This window comes from Streptosporangium nondiastaticum (genome assembly GCF_003011965.1).
GTDB classification, from domain to species: domain Bacteria; phylum Actinomycetota; class Actinomycetes; order Streptomycetales; family Streptomycetaceae; genus Streptomyces; species Streptomyces nondiastaticus.
In genome coordinates this window covers 1-21,822 of sequence record NZ_PXWG01000072.1, presented here as the reverse complement: position 1 = coordinate 21,822, position 21,822 = coordinate 1, and the positions used below count along the sequence as shown (strand labels likewise).

General features: G+C 74.2%; 16 protein-coding genes. 9 read left to right on the top strand and 7 right to left on the bottom strand.

The genetic code is table 11. From position 1 onward, the window contains the following. Positions 1 to 119: 119 nt before the first annotated feature. Positions 120 to 683, bottom strand: coding sequence for a CGNR zinc finger domain-containing protein (locus B7P34_RS22855; protein WP_106679311.1), 564 nt, complete (start codon positions 681 to 683; stop codon positions 120 to 122). Positions 684 to 771: 88 nt separating this feature from the next. Here B7P34_RS22855 and B7P34_RS22850 point away from each other — a divergent pair, with 88 nt between their 5' ends. After that, complete coding sequence (locus B7P34_RS22850) at positions 772 to 1,677, top strand: phosphotriesterase family protein (protein ID WP_106679310.1); 906 nt, start codon at positions 772 to 774, stop codon at positions 1,675 to 1,677. An 88-nt stretch (positions 1,678 to 1,765) separates the two neighbouring features. On the opposite strand, the gene B7P34_RS22845 is transcribed toward B7P34_RS22850, so the two are convergent. From B7P34_RS22845 to B7P34_RS22825, 5 genes are read right to left on the bottom strand one after another with little or no spacing between them, the layout of a single operon-like run. Next, the gene (locus B7P34_RS22845; protein ID WP_189382978.1) at positions 1,766 to 4,273 is read right to left on the bottom strand and encodes an aldehyde dehydrogenase family protein; all 2,508 of its coding nucleotides are present in this window, start codon (positions 4,271 to 4,273) and stop codon (positions 1,766 to 1,768) included. A 53-nt stretch (positions 4,274 to 4,326) separates the two neighbouring features. After that, entirely contained in the window at positions 4,327 to 5,502 is a 1,176-nt protein-coding gene (locus B7P34_RS22840; protein WP_106679306.1) for an acyl-protein synthase, read from the bottom strand. Continuing rightward, entirely contained in the window at positions 5,499 to 6,647 is a 1,149-nt protein-coding gene (locus B7P34_RS22835; RefSeq protein WP_106679305.1) for a GNAT family N-acetyltransferase, read from the bottom strand. The genes B7P34_RS22840 and B7P34_RS22835 overlap by 4 nt, the downstream gene beginning before the upstream one ends. After that, positions 6,644 to 8,113, bottom strand: a complete 1,470-nt coding sequence (locus tag B7P34_RS22830) for an MFS transporter (protein ID WP_106679303.1) — start codon at positions 8,111 to 8,113, stop codon at positions 6,644 to 6,646. The genes B7P34_RS22835 and B7P34_RS22830 overlap by 4 nt, the downstream gene beginning before the upstream one ends. Then, positions 8,110 to 9,390 carry a phenylacetate--CoA ligase family protein gene (locus B7P34_RS22825; protein WP_106679301.1) on the bottom strand — a complete coding sequence of 427 codons (1,281 nt, stop codon included), beginning with the start codon at positions 9,388 to 9,390 and terminating at the stop codon, positions 8,110 to 8,112. Before B7P34_RS22825 ends, B7P34_RS22830 begins: the two co-directional genes overlap by 4 nt. 439 nt (positions 9,391 to 9,829) lie before the next feature. On the opposite strand from B7P34_RS22825, the gene B7P34_RS22820 reads away from it, so the two are divergent. Then, on the top strand, positions 9,830 to 13,705 hold the full coding sequence (locus B7P34_RS22820; protein ID WP_106679299.1) for a type I polyketide synthase: 3,876 nt from the start codon (positions 9,830 to 9,832) through the stop codon (positions 13,703 to 13,705). 92 nt (positions 13,706 to 13,797) lie between these two features. Here the strand turns inward: B7P34_RS22820 and B7P34_RS22815 are convergent, their stop codons facing one another. Beyond that, positions 13,798 to 14,190, bottom strand: coding sequence for a DUF6233 domain-containing protein (locus B7P34_RS22815; protein WP_106679297.1), 393 nt, complete (start codon positions 14,188 to 14,190; stop codon positions 13,798 to 13,800). Between the two features lie 540 nt (positions 14,191 to 14,730). On the opposite strand from B7P34_RS22815, the gene B7P34_RS22810 reads away from it, so the two are divergent. The 7 genes from B7P34_RS22810 to B7P34_RS22780 all read left to right on the top strand — a co-directional run bounded on the left by B7P34_RS22810 (position 14,731) and on the right by B7P34_RS22780 (position 21,700). Next, positions 14,731 to 15,336 carry a GTP cyclohydrolase II gene (locus tag B7P34_RS22810; protein WP_223268122.1) on the top strand — a complete coding sequence of 202 codons (606 nt, stop codon included), beginning with the start codon at positions 14,731 to 14,733 and terminating at the stop codon, positions 15,334 to 15,336. Continuing rightward, positions 15,333 to 17,021 (top strand): WD40 repeat domain-containing protein, encoded by a 1,689-nt coding sequence (locus B7P34_RS22805; RefSeq protein WP_106679295.1) that lies wholly within the window; start codon positions 15,333 to 15,335, stop codon positions 17,019 to 17,021. Before B7P34_RS22810 ends, B7P34_RS22805 begins: the two co-directional genes overlap by 4 nt. Positions 17,022 to 17,146: 125 nt before the next feature. Further along, the gene (locus B7P34_RS22800; protein WP_106679293.1) at positions 17,147 to 17,872 is read left to right on the top strand and encodes an SAM-dependent methyltransferase; all 726 of its coding nucleotides are present in this window, start codon (positions 17,147 to 17,149) and stop codon (positions 17,870 to 17,872) included. Further along, positions 17,869 to 19,167, top strand: a complete 1,299-nt coding sequence (locus B7P34_RS22795; protein ID WP_106679291.1) for an SGNH/GDSL hydrolase family protein — start codon at positions 17,869 to 17,871, stop codon at positions 19,165 to 19,167. The genes B7P34_RS22800 and B7P34_RS22795 overlap by 4 nt, the downstream gene beginning before the upstream one ends. Positions 19,168 to 19,170: 3 nt before the next feature. Continuing rightward, on the top strand, positions 19,171 to 20,163 hold the full coding sequence (locus tag B7P34_RS22790) for a formylglycine-generating enzyme family protein (RefSeq protein ID WP_106679290.1): 993 nt from the start codon (positions 19,171 to 19,173) through the stop codon (positions 20,161 to 20,163). After that, positions 20,160 to 21,290 carry a bifunctional diaminohydroxyphosphoribosylaminopyrimidine deaminase/5-amino-6-(5-phosphoribosylamino)uracil reductase RibD gene (gene ribD / locus B7P34_RS22785; protein ID WP_223268121.1) on the top strand — a complete coding sequence of 377 codons (1,131 nt, stop codon included), beginning with the start codon at positions 20,160 to 20,162 and terminating at the stop codon, positions 21,288 to 21,290. The genes B7P34_RS22790 and ribD overlap by 4 nt, the downstream gene beginning before the upstream one ends. Then, positions 21,287 to 21,700, top strand: a complete 414-nt coding sequence (locus B7P34_RS22780; protein ID WP_106679288.1) for a flavodoxin family protein — start codon at positions 21,287 to 21,289, stop codon at positions 21,698 to 21,700. Before ribD ends, B7P34_RS22780 begins: the two co-directional genes overlap by 4 nt. Positions 21,701 to 21,822: the final 122 nt, after the last annotated feature.

Genomic DNA, 21,822 nt, shown 5'->3' with positions numbered 1-21,822 from the left:
CCACCGCCGCCTGATTCGTCAAAAGCATCCCGGTGGCGGAGGATTCGCCTTGGAGATTCGCCTCGGGGATTCTCTTTTAAAGACCGGTGATCCGGTTTAAAGACTGGTGATCCGGTTCGTCAACCGTCCGTGCGGTGGCGTTCACGGAAGGCGCGGACGCGGCCGCGGCTCGCGCAGGCCGGCGAAGGGCACCAGCGGCGGCGGCCGGTGGGGTTGGCGAAGACGCCCCGGCAGTCGTGCTCGGGACAGACGGAGAGGGTGTGGCGCTCGGGACCGGTGAGATGGTCGGCGGCCTGCCGGGCGATGCGGGCGAGCGCCGCCCCTGTGGTGGCGGGCGGCTCGCGCAGCAGCCGGTCCCCGGCGACGAGCCGTACGGGATCGCGCTCCTCGCCGAGGAAGCGGGTGAGCCCCTCAACAGCCTCGGCCGGCGGCGGCTGTTCCTCCGCGACGGACAGGGCGAGGGGGCGCAGGGTCTCCCGCAGGGCGCGGGCCCGGAGGAGGTCCGCGACGACCGGCGGCCGGGCGGGCGGCAGCTCGCTGCGGTCGAGCCACTCCGCCAGCCGCTCCGGGGTGGCCAGGCGCTCGACCGGGTGCGCGCTGAAGTGCCGGCCGCTGGTGGCGAGCAGGTTGAGCCAGGTGGCTCCGCAGTCGAAGCGGAAGGCCGGGCGGTTGTCGTCGGTCACCTCCGCATCGTAACGGTTTAACCGTTACAGTGATCACGTCGATCATGTAACGGCTTAGCCGTTACGCGTCTGGACCGGAGGAAACACCATGGGGCCTGTCGTGCGGACCGTTCTGGGAGACGTTCCCGCATCCGAGCTGGGCGTGTGCGACGCGCACGACCATCTGTTCATGCGCTCGCCCCGCCTGCCCGGCCAGGAATTGGACGATGCCGAGGCCGCCGGAGCCGAGCTGCGGGCCTTCCGCCGGCTCGGCGGGCGAGCGGTGGTGCAGTGGACGCCCCGCGGGATGGGACGGCGGCGCGCCGACCTCGCGGCGCTGGCCTCGGCGACGGGGGCGCACGTGATCGCCGCGACGGGGCTGCACCAGGCGGTGCACTACGCACCGGAGTACCTGGAACGCGACCGGGACCGGCTCACGGAGCTGTTCGTCCGTGACCTGACGGAGGGGCCGGTCCGGGCCGGGCTGGTGAAGGTCGCCGGCGGCTTCCACGGCCTCGACGAGCACGCGCGGCACGTCATGACCGCCGCCGCGCAGGCTCACCACGCGACGGGCGCGGCCGTCGCCGTCCACCTCGAACTCGGCACGGGTGCGGACGAGGTGCTGGACCTGCTGTGCGAGAAGCTGGACGTCCCGCCCGGCAGGGTCGTCCTCGGCCACCTCAACCGCTCCCCGGACCTGCGCGTGCACCTCCGGGCGGCGCGCGCGGGGGCGTTCCTGGCCTTCGACGGCCCGTCGCGCGCCCACCACGCCACGGACTGGCGGCTGTTCGACGCGCTGACGGCCCTCGCCGAGGCGGGGCACGCCGACCGGGTCCTGCTGGGCGGGGACACGACCACGGCCGCCGCCCGCTCCTCCGCGGACGGCCCGGGCATGCCGTATCTGCTGCGCAGGCTTCGGCCGGCGTTGGCGAAGGAACTCGGCGAGCGCTTCGCCCGGCAGGTGTTCGTCGCGAACCCGGCCCGCGCCTTCAGCGCCGACTGGCCGGTTGAGTAACTGCGGGCCGTTCGTGGCCGGTCGCGCCCCGCGGCGGAGCCGCAGATCGGCACAGCCCCGCGCCCCTGTCGGGGCGCGGGGCTTCCTGCTACCGGTTGTCCACCACCGTGCGCAGCTTGCCGCTGGCGGGGGTGCGGTCCAGGGACGCGCCGTCGACCGTCTCGACGGTGAGGGCGAGCAGCTTCTCGTCGACGGCCGTGCGCAGTTCGGGGTAGCCGGCGAGGAAGGCCTCGCCGGCCGCGTCCGCGTCCGTCGTGGCCGTGCGCTCCATGCGGACGGTGAGGCTCTCCCGCGGGCCGTCGTGGCCGAGGAGGATCTGCAGTTCGCCGACGAAGCGCAGGCTCTCCTCCGCGATCGCCATGAAGCGGCGGTAGTTGAGGAAGTACGTCGCCACGCGCATCACGTCGCCGAGCCGGCCGAGGAGTTCGAACCGGGGGGCGTGGCTGCCGCAGGGGCAGCGGCCGGGCAGGGCGCGGCCGAGGTCGCCGATGACGTAGCGGCCGAGGTTCTGCCCGCGGCGGGCGCGGGTGGTGAAGACCAGGCGCCCGGTCTCCCCCGGCGCGACGGGCCGGTCCTCGGCGACGTCGAGGATCTCCAGCGTGTGCAGGTCGGCGTGGAGGTGGTGGACGCTGCCGGTGCTCTCGGTGCACTGGTAGCCGAGGGGGCCGAGGTCGGTGCTGCCGTAGGTGATGGAGCGGATGACCTCGACGCCGAAGGTCTCGGCGAGGGTGCGGCGCTGTTCCTCGGTGAAGTGCTCGCCACCGTAGAAGATCTTGCGGATGCCGCCGTACGAGCGCAGCGCGTCCTCCTGTTCGTGGAGGAGCTGCCAGAGGTAGGAGGGCATGCCGAAGAGAGTGTCGACCTCGTGGGCGACGATCGCTTCGGCGGTGGCGCGGTGGTCGGGGCCCGCGGCCATGGGTATCTGGACGCCGCCCAGCCGCTCCAGGATGGAGAAGAAGCTGATGAAGCTGCCGTACATGCCGCCGCAGTAGAAGAGGTTGGCGGTGCGGTCGCGGGCCGGGTCGTAGCCGGCGGCGAGCAGGCCGCGGGCGGCGGCGTGCATCTGGGTGTCGTAGTCGTCCCAGCTGAAGAGGGACAGGGCCGGGGCGCCGGTGCTGCCGCCGCTGCGGAAGTACAGCTCGGCGTCGCCGCGGGCGACGTCGCGGTTGAGGTCCTGGACGGCCGCCTTGTCCAGCAGGGGTCCGGTGGGCGCCGGGAAGGCGGCGGTGCGGGCCAGGTCGTCGAGGCAGGCGGTGGCGGCGAAGCGCTCGTCGGCCTGGACGGCGACGCGGCGGCTGTAGCGCTGGAGGGCGTAGACGCCGTCGTGGGGTTCGCCGGAGTAGCCGGCGGTCATGGCGCCGACGGGGGTGACGCGGGTGGCGCCGGCGGCGAGGACCGTGGCGGACAGCTCCGCGACGTCCGTGCGGCTGCCGGCGATGCCGGCGGTCTGCAGGTAGCGGCGCATGGGGCGCAGGGCGCCGATCAGGCCCTTGCGCGGCAGGGGCTTGACCCACACGCTGCGGTGCAGCGGGGAGGCGGTGAGCGCGGGGCGGGTGTCGGCCATGACGCGCCAGGAGCCGTCGGGGGCGGCGATGACCCGGGTCAGGCCCAGGTGCTCCTCCAGGCGGGCGATGAGCTCGGTGGTGGTGAGCTCGGCCTCCTCGGCGGGGTCGAGGGGCTCCTCGTCGGCCGGGGGCATCCCGGCGAGGACCGCGGCGAAGCGCTCGGCGAAGGCGAAGACCTCGTCGGCGTCCTCGGTGTCGAGGTAGACGACCTGGGGGCTGGAGCAGGCCTGCTGTTCGAAGAGGCACACGTCGGCGGCGAGGGCGGCGAGGGTCGTCTCGTCGGCCCACGCGTCGCGCGTGAGGTAGGCGAACGAGATCTTGTGGCCCCACTCGACGAGGCGCGCGCCCGGCGGGACGTGGGCGGCGACGCCCTCGACGGCGGCCTCGCCGCCCCAGACGGCGACGGCGTCGGCCGGGGCGCACATGAGCTTCAGCCAGTCCTGGCGGCTCGACCCGAAGCGCAGCACGATGACGCGGTCAGCGATGGCGCCGGTGGAGTCCAGGGCGGCGAGCTCGGCGAGGAGGTGCTGGGCGAGGAGGGTGTCGGCGCTGCTGGTCTTGAGGACGTTGACGTTGCCGGCGAGGAGCCCCTCGATCAGGCTGAGGGGGGCGACGGTGGCGGCGTTGCCGGGGGCGATGTGGGCGACGAGGCCGACGGGGGCCCACGCCTCGTAGACGGTCTCCTTGGCGTCGGGCCGGGTCAGGCGCTGCGGCGCGGTGCCGCCCAGTTCGCGGCGGAGCTTGCGGCTGAGGGCGCCGCGGTCCAGGAAGGCGGCGAGCTCGCCGAGGAGCGCGCCGGCGTCCTCGCCGGCGGGCACGTGGGGCGCCAGCCGGGCGCGGACCGGGTGGGCCGGGTCGCGCAGGGCCTTCGCCAGGGTGTCGCAGGCGGCGAGGACGGTCTCGGTGCCGAGCGGGGCGGCGAGCGCCTGCTCGACGGCGGCGGGGAGGGTCGTCAGGCGGCGGGCGGCCTCGTCGTCGCCGATGAAGGCGCCCTGCCAGTAGTGGTGGTTCATCGGATCCGTCGAAGGCATCGTAGGCGTCGTAGGCGTCGTAGGCGTCGTAGGCGTCGAAAGCGCGGACTCGGTCATGACATTCCCTTCATCAGCTCGGCGGCGGCCACCGCGCAGCTCTTGTTGCGGCTCACTCCGGCGCGGCCGTGGATGGTGAACCACGGCGTCTCCAGCTCGCAGCCGCACTCCTCGCCGGGGTGGAGGGAGGCGAGGTCGCCCATGACGACGCTCTGGGCGGGCACGGAGGTGATGTACGGGGAGACGAGGTGCAGATAGCCCTTCTCGCCGTACGGCAGCGGTTCGAGGGTGCGGGTGGAGCGGATGAAGACCCGGGACCACACCGGCGCGTGCAGGTTGTGGTGGGAGCACTCGATGTACGGGATGCAGTGCTCGACGGAGCCGAAGGTGTCGCGGATCCGCTCGGAGGGGATGCCGAGCTGTTCGGTGACGCGGGCGTAGAGCTCGTGCTTGCCGATCTGCTGGTCGGTGTGGCCCTTCCAGCCGCCGCCGAGGATGATCAGCGAGTCCTCGGGCAGCCGCAGGGGCGGCAGGCCCATGGCGCGCATGCGCTCCAGGGTGAACCAGAGGAAGGCGGGGAAGCCGAGGATGCGGACGGGGGCGTCGTCCTCGGCGAAGCGGCGCAGGGCGGCGATGCAGCCGAAGGGGTCGAACTCGTGGCCGCCGCCGGTGTTGCGCAGGGCGTACTCGACCTGCCGGGCGGGGGCGAAGTCGCACAGGTAGTTGTCCGTGAAGGACGTGCCGAGCTTGAGGTCGCGGGCGGGCTCGTAGCTGTAGAGCAGGTAGTTGACGGGCTGGTCGGGGGTGATCCAGCCGTTGCGCTCGAAGATGCGGGCGACCATGCGCTGCGCGGAGCGGATGGTCCACTCGTCGAAGAACATCTGCGACTTCTGCCCGGTGGTCCCGGAGGACGTCAGGTGCAGGTGGACGTCCTCGCGGGGGATGGACAGCACCTCGTGGCGCTTGAAGAAGTTGGCGTGGACGAGGGGCGCGCCGTAGGGCGCGGCCGGATCGCCGGAACCCGTGGCCGCGTGGAGGTCGCGGAAGAACGGGGAGCGCTCGCGGTGCCAGGCGTGGCTCTCGGCCATGGCGGCGGCGAACAGCTCCTCCTCGGCGGGGCCGGAGGTGTAGGGGTCGGTCAGGTCGCACAGGCGCTGGACGTGTGCGAGCGCGTCCGGGTCGGGGACGGTGACCGGGGCGAGATGGGGGTTGAGGGGTGCGGTGAGTGTCATGAGGCAACCTCGCGTGAGGGCAGATACGTCGACGCCCAGGCCGACACGTAGGAATCCAGGAAGGGCTGCAGGGCCGCGTCGGCGACCAGGCCGCGGAAGTCGATCTGCTCGGTGGTCCGGGACATCACGACGTAGTCGTGGAAGCCGTCGCCCTCGCGGCGCATGGCCGGGTAGAGGGCGCTGGGGATGAAGCCCTGGGCGAGGCCGGCGGACAGCAGGTCGTGCCGGTCCAGCGGGAGCAGCGCTTCCACGTAGCCGGCGCCGGCACGGGTCAGGGTGCGGGTGACCGCTTCGAGGTGGGCGGCCGCGGCGGCCGGGCCGGGGTGGGCCGCGACAAGGGCGCAGTAGCCGCCGGCCCGGTTGAGGCAGCCGTAGACCTCGAAGCCGCCGTCGTCGGACACGAGCAGCACGTTGGGGGTGTGCAGGGGGTAGAACCAGTTCGCGGCGTCGGGGAAGCGCTCGCGGAAGCGGCGGCGGACGAACGCCGGTGCCTCGATCATCTCCAGCTCCGCGGCGGCGGGCGCCGCGGGGGCCGGGGCCGGGTCGGTGGCGCGGGTGTGCGCGTAGCTGATGCCCAGGGTCCGCTCCGCGGTGCGCAGCAGGGGCAGGAGCGGGGCGGGCACTTCGGCGACGGGGGCGCGCCGTTCCAGCACGCCGGGCGAGTAACGCGCGTAGAGCGCGAGGCTCTCACGGCTGTCGAGGTCCACGGCGTTGGGCAGGACGCCCATGGGGCGGAAGCCGTTGCGGCTGACGACGCGCTGCGGTCCGGCGCTGACGGTGCGGACCGTGGCGTAGACCGAGTCGAGGCGGCCGGCGTCCAGCGTGCGCCGGCACAGGGTGTCGGTGAGCAGGCCGGCGATGCCGGAGCCGCGCTGTCCGGGGTGGACGGCGAGTCCTTCGAGGCGGCCGAGGCGGCTGCCGGGCTCGCCGTGCACCGCGCACGAGCCGGTGAGGGCTCCGGTGCGCGGGCAGCGGGTGACGAGCCAGAGGGTGTGCGGGTCCTCGATGAGCCGGGCCATCACGGCGGGGTCGGTGCCGAGCGCCGTGGGGTAGTGCGGTCCGTAGACGGCGTAGTAGAGCTGGCGGAGCTCGGCGATGTCACCGGGCGCGGCCTGCTCGACGACTGGGACGGCGGAGTCGCTCATCTCCCGCCTCCCGCGGCGCCGGCTGCCGCCGTGGTTGCCGTCGCCGCCGGCACAGCGGCGGCCTCCGCGGGCTGTCCCGCGGGCTTCCCGGCGGGCGCCGTCGGCGCACCGTCCGTGAGCGGTTCCGCGGGCTCCCCCGTGGTCGTTCGTGCGGGCTCCTCCGCGGTCCCGTCCGCGGTCCCGTCCGCGGTCCCGTCCGCGGTCCCGTCCGCGGCCGCTTCCTCCGGGCCGTCCGCAGGACCTCCGCGGAGCAGCGCCAGCGCGAGCGCCGCGGGGACGAGGCCGGCCGCCTGGATCAGGCACAGGGTCCGGGCGGACAGGTGGTCGCCCAGGAGGCCGAAGAGCAGCGAGGCCACGGGGAAGGTGGCGCCGAGGACGGCCTGCATGACGGCGAAGAAGGCGGGTTTGTCGGCGGTGGGCACGAGGCGCTGGAAGAGCGCCACGAAGCGGACGCCGATGACGCCGACGCACCAGCCGGTCACGGCGAGGGCGCCGGCGATGACGGGCCGTTCGCCGACGAGGCCGGGGACGGCGAGGGCGAGGGCCATCGCGCCGAGGCAGGCGGAGCCGACGGCGGTGGGCCGGCCCGGGACGCGGGCGCCGGTGAAGGAGCCGATGAGGGTGCCGGTGCCGAGCGAGGCCTCCAGCAGGGCGACCGTGGCGCCGTCGCCGTGCAGCACGGACTTGGTGTAGAGCGGCATGATGACGAACACGGCGGTGGTGAAGAGGTTGGCCGCGGTGAAGCAGATCAGGATGGCGCGGACGAAGGGGAGTCCGGCCAGGACCTGGCGCAGTGTGCGCGGGCCGGTCGCGTCGCCGGCTTCCGCGCCGTCCCCGGCACCGTCCCCGTCGGGCATGCGGAAGCGGACGGTCGCGATGAGGACGGCGGCGGCCGCGTAGGCGGTGGCGCATCCGGCGGCGAGGCCGGGGATGCCGGCGCGGTCGACGATGAGCGCGCCGAGGAGGGCGCCGCCGAGGCTCGCGAGGGACTGGGTGGACAGCTCGAAGCCGGTCGCGGCCTCGATGTCCTCGTCGTCGACGAGTTCGGGGACGGAGGTGGTCAGGCAGGGGTCGAAGAAGGCCTGGCAGGTGGCGAGCGCGAGGGTCGCGGCGTAGGCCGCGGCGATCGGCAGGTCGCTCGCGTACGCCCAGGCGGCGAGGGCCGTCGCGGCCACGGCGGCGCCGCCGGCCGCGGTGCGCAGCACCGAGCGGTGGGCGAAGCGGCCGATCGCGCGGGCGACGACGGGGGCGAGGGCCACGGCGGGCAGGGTGCTGACGGCCATGAAGAGGCCGGAGGCGAGGCCGTTGCCGCCGGAGACGGCGTAGGCGACGAGCCACCAGGAGACGCCGACCTGGAACATGCGGACCGCGGCCTGGGTGAGGACCTGGCCGAGCCAGACGGCGCCGAAGGCGCGGTTGCGCAGGACGAGCGGCAGCTTGCGGCCGGCCGCGGGGGCGGCGGTCATGCCGTGGGCCTTTCGTCGATGACGCGGACGAGCTTGCCGGAGCGCGGGTTGACGACGAGGTCGCGGTGGCGCACCCACTCGACGGAGAGGGGGTGGACGAAGCCCGTGCGGACGGCGTCGGGGTAGAAGGGGCGGGCCTCTTCGAGCTCCGTCACGACGGACTTGGCGAGGGTGTCCAGCCCGGCCGGGTCCTCGGAGCCGGGGTCGTCGGGGGACACGGCGAGGCGCAGGACGAGGCCGTCGCGGCCGTCCCAGCGGCGGACGACGAGCTGCATGCCGACGACGCGGCCGTCGGTGTCGGCGGCGGTGACGGCGGCCTGGGCGTCCTGCGAGTAGAGGGAGACGGGGCCGACGCGCACGCCTTCCTCGGCGCGGCCGAGGATGCGGAAGACGCCCGCCTCGGGGTCGGTCCACTCGGCGCGGTCGCCCGCGGGGTAGCGGATGACGGGCATGAGGCGGCGGAAGAGCTGGGTGACGACGACGCGGCCGGGGCGGCCGGCCTCGCGGATGGGCTCGTCCGTGGCGTCGTCGAGGATCTCGACGACGGTGTGCGGGGTGAAGGCGCGGTGGGTGCGGGCGTCGGCGCCGGGCACGGGGCGGCCGAGGAGGCCGGCGTCGACGCTGGCGTAGCCGAGCGTGCGGGGCTCGGCGTTGGGGAAGGCGCGGGCCAGCAGGCGGCGCTGGTCGTCGAAGAGGGCCTCGCCGCCGAAGAACAGCAGCTCGACGGAGGGCAGTTGCTCGCCGTCGGCGATCAGGTGCTCGGCGAGGCGGCACAGGGTGGTCGGGGTGCCGGCGACGACCTGGGCGGCGAAGTCGCGCAGGGTGGGGACGGTCGTCTCCAGCGGGGCGCCGCCGCCGATGGGCAGGCGGACGCTGCTCACGGGCGCGTGGGAGAGCGAGTCGAGGATGAAGAGGAAGCTGGCGTAGAGCTCGCCGGCGTAGAAGAGGTCCGCGACGCGGTGGCCGGGGCGGAGCCCGGCGTCGAGGAGGCCGTGGCCGAAGGCGGTCACGAACTCCTGCCATTCCTCGCGGGTGTAGCAGGAGAACTTCGGTGCGCCCGTGGTGCCGCCGGTCTTGAAGACCGAGGCCTCTTCGAGGGGGGCGGTCAGGACGCGGTTGTCCTGGAGGGTGTTGGCCGCCCAGAAATCGCTCTGCCCGACCACCGGAAGGTCGGTGAGGCAGTCCACGTCCGGCGGGAGGTCCGCGTAGAGGTCCGCGTAGAACGGTGAGTTGTGACGGACATAACGTATGAGGTCCGATAGCTGATGGACGGGCATGCTGCCTTTGCCTGCTTCAGAGAATAGGGGTGGTTTTCCGGCCGGGCGGAGCCGGTGCTCGCCGCCCTCCGGTTGACTGTTCAACGAGAGCGCGTGCACCACACACTCGTGAAGCGCCGGCATCCGCCTGACGCGCGGTCACAATCATGGGACACGGCCGAACGTACTGCAAAATCGGCCGCGTACCGGCCGCTTTTCCTGGCCTGAAACAGCGGGTGACCGCGGGTAACACCCCTCTTCCCGCACGGTCATGACGTTCGCACAGCAGACGCTGCACTCCCCGAGTTGACAACGTCCGGCGTTCTGTATGGACCGGCCATACACAGCGTGTGAACGTTGTACGAGGACCGCATAACGCGTCAAGAAGCCATCAAGAATTCACTCGCATGTAAGTCCAGTCATGCATCCGCGCCCGCAGCGACGAACGGAATTGACACGCATGCCCATTCAAGAATCAGTGGCTCTCGTCGGCATCGGCTGCCGTTTCCCCGGCGGTATCGACTCACCCGAATCCTTCTGGGACTTCCTGGCCGGCGGGAAGGTCTCGGTGGAATCCACTCCGGAGGACCGCTGGCGCGCCTACACCCGGATCAGCCCCGAGTTCACCGAGGCCCTGCGCAGGGCCGAGCGGCCGGGGAACTTCATCGGCGACGTCGACGGATTCGACGCCGAGTTCTTCGGCATCGCCCCGCGCGAGGTCGAGCTGATGGACCCCCAGCAGCGGCTGGTGCTGGAGGTCGCCTGGGAGGCGCTGGAGAACGCCGGGATGGCGCCCCGTTCGGTGGCCGGGTCCGACGCCGGCGTCTACATCGGCACCTGCTCGGACGACTACGGGCGCCGCCTGCTGGAGGACCTGCCCCGGATCGAGCCCTGGACGGGCATCGGCGCCCAGCTGACCGGCATCGCCAACCGCGTCTCGCACGTCCTGGACCTGCACGGGCCGAGCTTCGTGCTCGACTCGGCCTGCTCCGCCTCCCTGGTGGCCGTCCACCTGGCCTGCCGGTCCCTGCTGGAGGGCGAGACCTCGCTCGCCCTCGCGGGCGGCGTGAACATCATCCTCTCCCCCGCCTACACCCTCACCCTGGAGGCGGCCGGCGCGCTCTCCCCGGACGGGCGCAGCAAGCCGTTCGACGCCGAGGGCGACGGCTACGGGCGCGCCGAGGGGTGCGGCGTCCTCGTCCTCAAGCGGCTGTCCGACGCGACGCGCGACGGCGACCGGATCCTTGCCGTGATCAAGGGGACGGCCGTCGCGCAGGACGGCCGGACCAGCGGCATCATGGCCCCCAACCCCGACGCGCAGCGCGACCTGCTCCGGCTGGCCTGGCAGCGGGCGGGCGTGGACCCGGCGACCGCGGGCTACATCGAGGCGCACGGCACGGGCACCCGGCTCGGCGACCCCGTGGAGGCGTCCGGCCTGCACGCGGTCTTCGGCGCGGGCCGGCCCGGCGACAAGCCCTGCTGGATCGGTTCGGTGAAGTCGAACATCGGGCACGCCGAGCCCGCCTCGGGCGTCGCGGGCATCATCAAGGCCACGCTGATGCTGCAGCACGCCGAGATGGCGGCGACGGTCCTCACGAGCGAGCCCAGCCCGGACATCCCGTGGGAGGAGTGGGGGCTGCGGCTGGTCACCGAGCACCAGGTCTGGCCCAAGGGCGACGCGCCGCGCCGCGCGGGCGTCTCGGGGTACGGCTACGGCGGCACGATCGGCCACGTCGTCCTGGAGGAGGCTCCCGAGCCCGCCGAGGGCGCCGCCGAGGAGCCGCTGCCGGGCGGGCCGCGGCTCTTCCCGCTGTCCTACCGGAACCGGGCGGGCGCCGCGGAGTACGCGTGCCGGCTCGCCGACTGGCTGGAGCGGCACCCCGACACCCCGCTGTCCTCGGTCGGCCAGACACTGGCCGCCCGGCGCTCCCACCTGGAGCATCGGGTCACCGTCGTGGCGGACGGCCGGGCGGAGCTCGTGGCGGCCCTCCGGGCCGTGGCCGCGGAAGGCGCCGAGGAACAGGAGACCGACAACGTCGCGGAGGGCACGGCCCGCCCGGGCTCCGGCGACGGAACGGTCTGGGTCTTCTCCGGGCACGGCTCGCACTGGTCCGGCATGGCCCGCGAACTCCTCGCGGACAACGCCGCGTTCGCCGGTGTCATCGACAGCCTGGAGCCGGTGTTCCGCACCGAGCTGGGCTTCTCCGCGCGGCAGGCCATCGTCTCCGGGGACTTCGAGGCCGTCGACCGCGCCCAGTCGATGATCTTCGCGGTGCAGGTCGCGCTCGCCGAGGTGTGGCGCTCGTACGGGCACCGGCCCGCCGCCGTCATCGGCCACTCCGTGGGCGAGATCGCCGCGGCCGTCACCGCGGGCGCCCTGTCCCTGGAGGACGGCGCGCGCCTGAGCGGACGCCGGTCCGCGCTCCTGCGCCGGGTCGCCGGCAAGGGCGCGATGGCCATGGCCGCGCTGCCCTTCGAGGACGCGGCCGCCCGCCTGGCCGGGAACCCCGCGGTCTGCGCCGCGATCGCCTCCTCCCCCGGCTCCACCGTGGTCTCCGGCGACGCGGAGGCGGTGGCCGCGCTCGTCCGGGACTGGGGCGCCGAGGGCATACCCGTCCGCCCCGTCAACTCCGACGTCGCCTTCCACAGCGCCCACATGGACCCGCTGACGGAAGCGCTGCGCGAGGCCCTCGGCGGCCTTGCGCCCCGTACACCCGAGGTGCCGCTGTACAGCACCGCCCTCGACGACCCCCGGGCACGGGCCCCGCACGACGCCGGCTACTGGGTGGCCAACCTGCGCAACCCCGTGCGCCTCGCCCAGGCCGTCACCGCCGCCGTCGAGGACGGGCACCGCCGCTTCCTGGAGGTCTCGCCCCACCCGGTCGTCGCCCACTCCATCGGCGAGACCCTGGCCCACCTGGACGTGGCGGGCGGCCACGTCGCCCACACGCTGCGCCGCAACCGGCCGGAGGCGCGCACGCTGCTGCTGAACCTGGCCGCGCTGCACAGCCACGGCGCCGCGGTCGACTGGAGCGCGCACTACCCGGCCGGCCCGGTCGCGGAGCTGCCCCCGATCGCCTGGCAGCACCGCCGCTACTGGACCGACGCGGTGCTCCCCGCGGGCGCCGTCGTCGCCCACGGGCACGACGTCACCGGGCACACGCTGCTCGGCCCGCCGGTGGACGTCGCCGGCACGGCGCCGCTGCGCATCTGGAACACGTACCTGGACGACTCCGTGCGGCCCTTCCCCGGCGGCCACGCGCTGCACGGCACGTCGATCGTCCCCGCCTCCTCGATCATCCACACGTTCCTGGAGGCCGCGCCCGGGCAGGGCGGCAGCAAGGCGCTGTTCGACGTCTCGCTGAAGTTCCCGGTGGCCCTGGCGACGCCGCGCGAGGTGCAGGTCGTGCAGGAGGGGCTGACGCTGCGGCTGAGCACGCGGCCCACGGGCCCGTCCGGGGCGAGCGGGCCGGGCAACTGGCTGACGCACACCACCTCGTCCACGATGGCCGCGGACGCCCCGCCGTTCCCGGCGGGCATGCTCTCCGTGGCCGCCCCCGCGGGCCTCACCGCCGCGGACCCGTCGGTGGTGATCGGCCGCCTGGACGCCATCGGAGTGGAAGGCATCGCCTGGCCGTGGACGGTCGAGGAGCTGCACACCGGCGAGGGCGTCATCCGCGCCCGGGTGCACGCGCCCGCCGTGCCCGGCGACCAGGTCACGTGGGCGCCGCTGCTGGACGCCGCGCTCGGCATCGTCCCCGTCATCTACGGCGGCCCGCCCACGGTCCGCATGCCCGCGCACATCCGCGAGGTCCGGGTGGTGGGCGAGGCCCCGGAGACCGGCTGGGTCGACATCCGCCTGACGGATCCGGCGACGGACACCGTGGACATCGTCATCAGCGACGAGCAGGGGCAGCTGCGGGCCTGGCTGCCCGGGACGCGCTTCGGAGCGCTGCACGAGAACGGGGCTGCGGCGGACGAGACCGCGGCGGCGTCCGGCCCGGAGGAGCCGGCCGCGCGGGCGGCGGGCGAGCCGGTGCGGTGGCGCGAGCTGCCGCCGGAGGAGCTCGCCGCCCGCGTCCACGACGAGATCACCGGGCGGCTGGCGCGCGAGATGAAGATGCCGGCCGGCGAACTGGACCCGGAGCGGCCGCTGACCGACCTCGGGCTCGACTCGGTGATGTCGATGCGGGTCTGCGCCCAGTTGGAGAAGCTGCTCGGAGTGCGGCTGCCGGTGACGGTCCTGTGGAACTACCCGACGGCCAAGGGCCTTGCGGGCCACGTCACTTCGCTCCTCGCCCCGGAGGGCGAGCCGGCGGCGGCCCCCGCCGCCTAGCGGCAGGAAGATCACACGGGCGGCCCGTGCACGCGCCCCGGCGGGGCCGTGCACGGGCCGCCGCGTGCCCTCGGCAGCCCTTGCGGGGACGGCTAGACCAGCGGGGTAAGGAACCGTTCCGGCTGGCAGGCCTCGCACGGGAGGGCGTTGCGGGCGAGGAGCTCCTCGCGGGCCTGGGCCGTGGTCATCGTCTCCTCACCGCCCTTCGGTACCCAGCATCCCGCGTGGTGCAGTTCGTGCATGTTGCGGCCGGAGCCGCGGTGCGTCGTGACCGGCCAGAGCGCGTGCTCCATGTCCGGCCGGTACGGCGGGCGGCCGTCCCCCCGGCCGTGGCCGTTGCCCGCGGGCGGATCGTCCTCCAAGTAGGCGTCGTCGGTGAGGAGTTGCAGGACCACGGCACGGACCCAGTCGCGCGGGTCCATCCCCGACTCCTGCGCGGCCTCCGTGATGAGGGCGAGTTCGTCGTCGCTGAAGAGCTGCTCCATGCCGCGCGACGGTAGCAGCGCGGGGGCCGCCGCGGGGGGCGGTTGCGCAGGCCGCGGTACGGGCACGCGGGGTACCCGCGCGGGCCCCGGCGCCGGTTCCCGCCCGGCATGGGATTAGCCCGAAAGAGTAGTGGCGGAACCTCGCGCACCGGGCCGACCATCGACTGTGCGGCCCGCGCGACCAGGCATGTCACGCCTGGGGCCGCACCGAACCGGAAGACGGTACCGGATGGCCGGTTTTCCGGCGGGGCAACTGCGGCCGAAGATCCCGAAGCGTCCGGTTCACGCGCCGGGAACTGACGCGTCGAAAGGTTCGGTCTTCCCAATCAACAGACCGGATGGTTCGGTACCGCCATCAAATGATCTCGGTACCCGTACCGGTACGGACCGTGCTGTCCGCGCTGCCCTCCGCATCCATGCTGGGAGTGCGCCCCGGGGGTTCGGGGCGTGCTCGCTCTACGGGAGGAAGCAGTGCCCAAAACACTCAATGGGGAGGACACCCCGTTGCACGGGGCGTCGGTGGAGCCGCCGGAGGGGTCCGTGGGCATCAGAGCCCGCGTCGAGATCCCCGTACAGCGCGCCGACGGGGCCTGGACGCCCGGCCAGATGGTGACGTTCACCGGGCTCGGCGACGGGCTCGAGCACGTGGCGGTGCAGTTCGGACCGATCGCGGACGTCCCGCTGGTCCGGCTGCACTCCGAGTGCCTGACCGGTGACGTCTTCGGCTCCGCGCGCTGCGACTGCGGTCCGCAGCTGACCGAGTCGATGCAGCTGCTCGCCGCGTCCGGCGGCGTCCTGCTCTACCTGCGCCAGGAGGGCCGGGGCATCGGCCTGTACAACAAGCTCGACGCCTACCGCCTGCAGGACCAGGGCCTCGACACGTTCGCCGCCAACCGCGAACTGAACTTCTCGGACGACCTGCGCGACTACCGCTCGGCCGCCCAGATGCTGCAGGCGCTCGGCGTCACGCGGATCCGGCTGCACACCAACAACCCCGACAAGGCCGCGCAGCTCGCCTCGTACGGCATCGAGGTCGTGGAGCAGGTCCGCACCGGGATCTTCCGTAACGAGAACAACGACCACTACCTGCGCGCCAAGGCCGAGTACGGCGGCCACTCGATCGAACTCGTGGAAGGAACAGCGTGATCCAGCACCGGGGACCCATCAGCGGCATCGCGGCGTGGCAGGGCGCCTACGTCGCCACCGCCGGCTACGACAACCAGGTCATCTGCTGGGACCAGCAGACCGGGACGGCCCTCGCCCGCTCCTTCCACGACCACCTGGCCAACCAGTGCGCGTTCTCGCCGGACGGCCGCCACCTGGTCACCTCCTCCAGCGACTACACCGCCCGCCTGTGGACGGTGCCGGACCTGCGCCTGGTCGCCGTCCTCGCCGACCAGGAGGACGACGTGGAGATGTCGGTCTTCCACCCGTCCAAGGAGCTCATAGCCACCGCCTCCCGCGACCACCGGGTGCGGGTCTACGACTTCACGGGCGCCCTCGTCGCCCGCTTCGCCGGCCACACCGCCGACGTCATCTCGGTGGAGTGGGCCCGCGACAGCGACGAGCTGATCTCCTCCAGCGACGACGGCACCATCAAGCGCTGGTCGCTGGAGACCGGCGGCCTGATCGCCGACCTCGACATGGACGGCATCGAGACCGACACGATCGCCATCTCCTCCGGCGGCACCATCTTCGCGGGCAACGACGAGGGACAGATCATCGTCGTCGGACCCACCGAGCGCACCGTGCTGCCGGCCCACGAGGCGGGCATCAAGCGCCTGGTCCTGGACGACGCCCGCAACCTGCTGGTCAGCCTCAGCTACGACCGCACCATGCAGCTGTGGGACGTCGCCTCGGGCGTCCCCGAGCGGCGCGACACCACCGCCCTGCCCGACGACGTCTGGCCCCGCTCCTGCGCCTTCGCCGGCGGCTCCCGGCTGGTCTTCGCGACCTTCGGCGCCGGCTACCGCGGCTACGACTACGAGGGCCGCACCTGGGACACCGCCGAGGTGCCGCCCACCCAGGGCGTCAACGCGGTGCTGCCCACCGCCTCCGGCGCGCTCACCATCGGCGACGCGGGCATCGTGCACCGCGAGGGCGAGACCGTGGCCGAGACGGGCAGCCTGTGCAACTTCCTCACCCCGCTGGGCGGCCTGGTCCTCTCGGGCGGCCAGCTCGGCAAGGTCTTCGACGCCCTGACGGGCCGTGAGCTCCACCAGCACCGCTCCCCGCTCAACTGCGGTGCCGCCTTCGAGCGCGACGGCGCCTCCTACGCCGTGGTCGGCGCCTACACCGGCGAGGGCCTGCTGCTGCGCCTGACCGGCGCCGGCGAGGCCGAGCACGTCGAGGACCTGCCGCTGCACACCAACGCCGTCAAGGGCGTCGCGGTCTCCGGCGACCTCATCTTCTCCGTGGCCGCCGACGCCTCCGCGACCTGGTACCGCATCTCCGACCTCACCAAGGTCGCCACGATCGAGGACGCGCACGACCGGATCGCCAACGGCTGCGCCGGCCTGGGCGACGGCTGGTTCGCCAGCGTCAGCCGCGACCTGAAGCTGCGCATCTGGGACCCGGAGCAGCGCGCCGAGGTCCTCGACACCCCGCACACCCACTCGATCAAGTGCGTCGCCGCCTCCGGCGACGGCCGCGTGGTCGCCTCCGGCAGCTACAACGGCCGCATCGCGCTCTACGACCGCACCACCGGCGAGTGGACCGCCGTCATCCGCCCGACCACCGCGGGCATCTCCTCCCTCACCTGGGACGAGGAGCGCAAGGCCTTCGCCGCGTCGTCCTACGACGGCCGGGTGTACTACACGCCCTCCGTCTAGCACGGGGGCGAGCGAGACCGGTCGCGGGGAAGGCGAGGGCTGCGCCCGCCTTCCCCGCGACCCATGCCCGCGCGCCCGGCACCCGTCACCACACCCGAGCTCCAGCAGACGAAGGACCGTCCCCCATGGCCGAAAGCCATTCCATAGCAGACCGGTACACGGTCGAGCAGACCGAAGCCACCCCGCTCGACGAGACCCGTTACGCCGACGTCCTGCGCAGCGACTTCGTCGACCACTACGCCGGCGGCCGCGACGTCTGGACCGGCGAGGAGGCGATGCGGCAGGCCCCGCGCCTGCTCATGGACGCCCTCCGTGCCCGGGCCGGCGCGGACGCCCCGGGCGCCCCGCAGGCGCACGTCCTCGACATCGGCACCGGCCACGGCCGCGACGCCGCGATCCTCCTCGCCGGCGGGCACCGGGTGACCGGCATCGACCTGGTCGCCTCCCCCGAGTGGGAGACGCTCACCACCGGTCACCCCGGGCGGGCCCGCTTCCTCGCCACGGCCGCGCTCGACCTGCCGGGCGCCGCCGAGTACGACGCGGTGCTCGACAACGGCTGCTTCCACCACCAGCACCCCGACGCGTACGGGACGTACCTGCGGCGCATCCACGAACTGCTGCGCCCCGGCGGCCTGCTGACCCTCTCCGTCTTCAACGCGACGGGCGGCAAGGGCGGCCTGTACGCCAACGCCGGCAACCGCCTCTACCGCGAGTTCACCGAGCAGGAGCTGACCGCGCTCGTCGGCGGGCACGGCTTCGCCCTCGTGGAGTCCCACCAGGTGCCCCGCGCCGTCGGCGACCTCACCTACCTCGTCAGCACCTTCCGCCGCGCCGAGGGTGACGGCCGATGAGCCGTCGCACCCACCGCCGCGCCGCCGCGGCGGGATCGGCCGCACTGCTGTCCTGCATGCTGCTCGGCACGCCGGCCGCGCACGCCGCGCCGCCCGCACCGGACAGCAAGGGCGGCTGGACGGGCACCTGGGGCACGGCCCCCGCGCCCGCCGCCCCCGACGGCATCTCGAAGGAGGGCCTGGACGACCGCACCGTCCGCATGGTCGTGCACACCTCGGCCGCCGGCGGCGAACTGCGCCTGCGCTTCTCCAACGCCCACGGCAGCGCGCCGCTGGCCCTCGGCCGGACGACCGTCGCACTGCCCGGCCCGGGACCGAACCCCGCGCCGGCGGCCGGCACCCTGCGGCCGGTCACGTTCGGCGGAGCCGGCACGGCGACCGTGCCCGTCGGGGCCGAGATCGTCAGCGACCCCGTCCCCTTCGACGTGCCCGCCGACCGCGACCTGCTGGTGAGCGTCCACCTGCCGAAGCCGACCGGCCCCGCGACCTGGCACTGGCTCGCCCAGCAGACCAACTACGTCTCGGAGCCGGGCGACCACGCGGCCGACGCCGGGAACGGGGCGTTCACCCGCGCCGAGACGTCCTGGTTCTTCCTCACCGGCGTCGACGTCCGGGGCAAGGGCGCGCGCGGAACCGTGGTGGCGCTCGGCGACTCGCAGACCGACGGTGTGAAGTCCACCCTCGACGGCAACGCCCGCTGGACCGACGCCCTCGCCCGCCGGCTGACCGCCGACCCCGCCGGCCGGGGCCTCGGCGTGCTCAACGAGGGCCTCGGCGGCAACCGCATCCTGCGCGACGGCAGCGAGACCGACCGGCCGCAGCGCGGGACGGCCGCGGCGAAGCGGCTGCAGCGCGACGTCATCGACCGGCCGGGCGTGCGCACCGCCGTCCTCTACGAAGGCATCAACGACCTCCAGCTGGAGCCGAAGGCGAGCGCCGCACAGGTCCTCGACGGGCTGCGCGGCATGGCCCGGCGGCTGCACGAGCAGCACATCCGGGTCGTGGTGGGCACCCTGACGCCGTTCAAGGACTCGCCGTTCTACACCCCCGAGGCCGAGAAGGCGCGCTCCGAGGTCAACGCCGCCCTGCGCTCCCCCGCCGCCCGCGCCGACTTCGACGCCGTCGTCGACTTCGACGCGGCCGTCCGCGACGAGGCCGACCCGCAGCGCGTCCGGGCCGCGTTCGACGGCGGCGACCACATCCACCTCAACGACGCGGGCTACCGGACCCTCGCCGAAGCCGTGCCGCTCGCCGAGCTCACCGGCAGCCCCGCTCCCGCCGTTCACGGAAGGTAATACATGACCAGCAGTACCCCGCCGGTCGTCCTCGCCAACCCCAACACCCTGACCGACCGGGCCGCCATGGGCCTGCCCGACGCCTTCGCCGCACGGGGCCCGCAGCACCTCCTCGCCGCGCACCGGGACCTCCTGGCCGCCGCGCCGGACGTCCTCGTCGGGGTGGCGGAGGACCCCGCCGAGCCGTTCGCCCGCCGCCACGCCGCCGGCACCGTCCTCGGCCTGACCGGCGACCCGCGGATCCGCCCCGAGGACCCGCCGATGGCCGACGTGCCGGCCGCCCGGGTCCGGCTCGGCCTCGCGCCCGGCGAGGTGGCCGCGGTCACCGGCCGCTGGCGCCACGCGGGCGTCGAGGAGGAGTGGATCGCCAAGGAGTGCCCCGTCTACGAGGCGGACCTCGCGGCCTTCCGCATCGCCCTGCACCCCGTCACCAACGCCGAGTACCGGCTGTTCCTGGAGGACACCGGCCGCACCGAACTGCCGACCAGCTGGCGCTTCGGCGTCTACCCCGGGCAGCTCGCCAACCACCCCGTGTGGACGGTGAGCCCCGAGGCCGCCGACGCGTACGCGGCCTGGCTCTCGGCCCGCACGGGGCGCCGGTTCCGGCTGCCGACCGAGGCCGAGTGGGAGTACGCCGCCTCCGGCGGGGACGGGCGCGACTTCCCCTGGGGCGACGACTGGCGCCCCGGCGCCGCCAACACCGTCGAGGAGGGGCCGCTGACGACCACGCCGATCGGGATCTTCCCGGCCGGCCGCTCGCCGTTCGGCGTGCACGACCTCGCGGGCAACGTCGAGGAGTACGTGGCCGACGACTACGCCGCCTACCCCGGCGGCGAGGACATCGCCGACGACCTCGCCGTCACCCAGGGCGCCTACCGCGTCGCCCGCGGCGGCAGCTTCACCCGCTTCGGCGACCTCGCGCGCTGCCGGCGCCGGCACGGCTGGTACAAGCGCGAGATCTACGCGATGGGCTTCCGGCTCGCGGAGACGCCGTGACGGCGGCGCCCACCGCCACCCCCGCCGAACGGGCGGCCATGCGCCGGGCCCTGGAGCTCGCCGTCACCCGCCTGGGCCGCACCAGCCCCAACCCGGTCGTCGGCTGCGTCCTGCTGGACGCGGACGGCGCCACGGTGGCCGAGGGCTTCCACCTCGGGGCGGGCCGGCCGCACGCCGAGGTGGAGGCGCTGGCCGCCGCGGGGGACCGCGCGCGGGGCACGACGGCCGTCGTCACCCTCGAACCGTGCGCGCACCGCGGCCGTACCGGCCCGTGCGCCGACGCGCTCCTCGCCGCCGGGGTCTCCCGGGTGGTGTACGCGGTCCCGGACCCCGTGCCCGGCCACGCGGGCGGCGCGGAGCGGCTGCGCGCCGCGGGCGTCGAGGTCGTGGGCGGCGTGCTGCGCGAGGAGGCCGAGCGGGCCAACGAGCTCTGGCTGACCGCGACCCGGCTCGGCCGGCCGTGCGTGACGTGGAAGTTCGGCGGGACGCTCGACGGGCGTTCGGCCGCGCCCGACGGCACCTCGCGCTGGATCACCGGCCCGGAAGCCCGCGCGGACGCCCACCGGCTGCGCGCGACGCACGACGCGGTCCTGGTCGGCTCGGGCACGCTCCGCGAGGACGACCCCCACCTGGGGCTGCGCCACGGCGTCTCCGGGCAGCCGCCGCTGCGGATCGTGCTGGACCGCACCGGGAGCATCCGGCCCGGCGCGCGGGTCCTGGACGACGCGGCCCCGACCCTGGTCGTGGTCGGCGAGCCGGCGGCCCGGCCCCGGCTGCCGCACGGGCACGAGGTCCTGGCCCTGCCGGAGACCGGCGGCCGTCTCGACCTCGCGGCCCTGACGGCCGCCCTCTACGAGCGGGGTCTGCGCTCCGTCCTGCTGGAGGGCGGCGCGCGGCTCGCGGCGGAGTTCGCCTCCCGGGGCATGCTCGACCGCGTCGTGGCCTACGTGGCGCCGGTGCTGCTCGGCGGCGAAGGGCGGGCGGTGCTCGACGGGTTCGGGGCCGGCACCCTGAGCGAGGCGCTGCGGCTGCAGCTGGACGAGGTCGCCCGGCTCGGCGACGACGTCCGGCTGGTGCTGCGCTCGCGCCCGCTCGCCGGCGGGCCGGAGCCGGAGGTGACGTCATGACCCCGAAGGTGGCCGTCGTCTACCACAGCCGTCGCGGCACGATGCGCGCCCTGGCGGAGTCCGCGGCCGAGGGGGCCCGCGCGTACGGCGCGCAGGTGCGGCTGCTGCGGGTGCCCGACGACAGGGCGATCACGGCGTGGCCGGACCCGGAGGCGGCGCCGGAGGACGCGCTCTGGGCCGACGGCCTGGTGCTGGCCTCGCCCACGTACTTCGGCACCCCGTCCTCGCCGTTCAAGCGGTTCCTGGAGAGCACCTCGCCGCTGTGGTCCCAGGGGCTGCTCGCCGACCGCATCGTGACCGGTCTGACGGCGTCGACCTGTCTGCACGGCGGGCGCGAGACCACCCTGCTGGCGCTGTACCAGTCGGTCTACCACTGGGGGGCGTGGGCGCTGGGCGCCGACCCCCGTTGAGGATGGGCATGGCCAGCAGGAAGGGCTTGCTCTTGCCCTGCTGGTACCACGTGGAGATGCTCTTCTCCAGCGAGTACGACTCCGTCGAGGTCTTGCTCTGCTTGAACTCGCCCACCGACCAG

Bases quoted from the DNA above. Each gene is read 5' to 3' on its own strand.
- B7P34_RS22850 (WP_106679310.1), top strand. From the start codon at position 772: ATGGGGCCTGTCGTGCGGACCGTTCTGGGAGACGTTCCCGCATCCGAG.
- B7P34_RS22845 (WP_189382978.1), bottom strand. From the start codon at position 4,273: ATGCCTTCGACGGATCCGATGAACCACCACTACTGGCAGGGCGCCTTC.
- B7P34_RS22840 (WP_106679306.1), bottom strand. From the start codon at position 5,502: ATGACACTCACCGCACCCCTCAACCCCCATCTCGCCCCGGTCACCGTC.
- B7P34_RS22835 (WP_106679305.1), bottom strand. From the start codon at position 6,647: ATGAGCGACTCCGCCGTCCCAGTCGTCGAGCAGGCCGCGCCCGGTGAC.
- B7P34_RS22830 (WP_106679303.1), bottom strand. From the start codon at position 8,113: ATGACCGCCGCCCCCGCGGCCGGCCGCAAGCTGCCGCTCGTCCTGCGC.
- B7P34_RS22825 (WP_106679301.1), bottom strand. From the start codon at position 9,390: ATGCCCGTCCATCAGCTATCGGACCTCATACGTTATGTCCGTCACAAC.
- B7P34_RS22820 (WP_106679299.1), top strand. From the start codon at position 9,830: ATGCCCATTCAAGAATCAGTGGCTCTCGTCGGCATCGGCTGCCGTTTC.
- B7P34_RS22815 (WP_106679297.1), bottom strand. From the start codon at position 14,190: ATGGAGCAGCTCTTCAGCGACGACGAACTCGCCCTCATCACGGAGGCC.
- B7P34_RS22800 (WP_106679293.1), top strand. From the start codon at position 17,147: ATGGCCGAAAGCCATTCCATAGCAGACCGGTACACGGTCGAGCAGACC.
- B7P34_RS22795 (WP_106679291.1), top strand. From the start codon at position 17,869: ATGAGCCGTCGCACCCACCGCCGCGCCGCCGCGGCGGGATCGGCCGCA.
- B7P34_RS22790 (WP_106679290.1), top strand. From the start codon at position 19,171: ATGACCAGCAGTACCCCGCCGGTCGTCCTCGCCAACCCCAACACCCTG.
- B7P34_RS22780 (WP_106679288.1), top strand. From the start codon at position 21,287: ATGACCCCGAAGGTGGCCGTCGTCTACCACAGCCGTCGCGGCACGATG.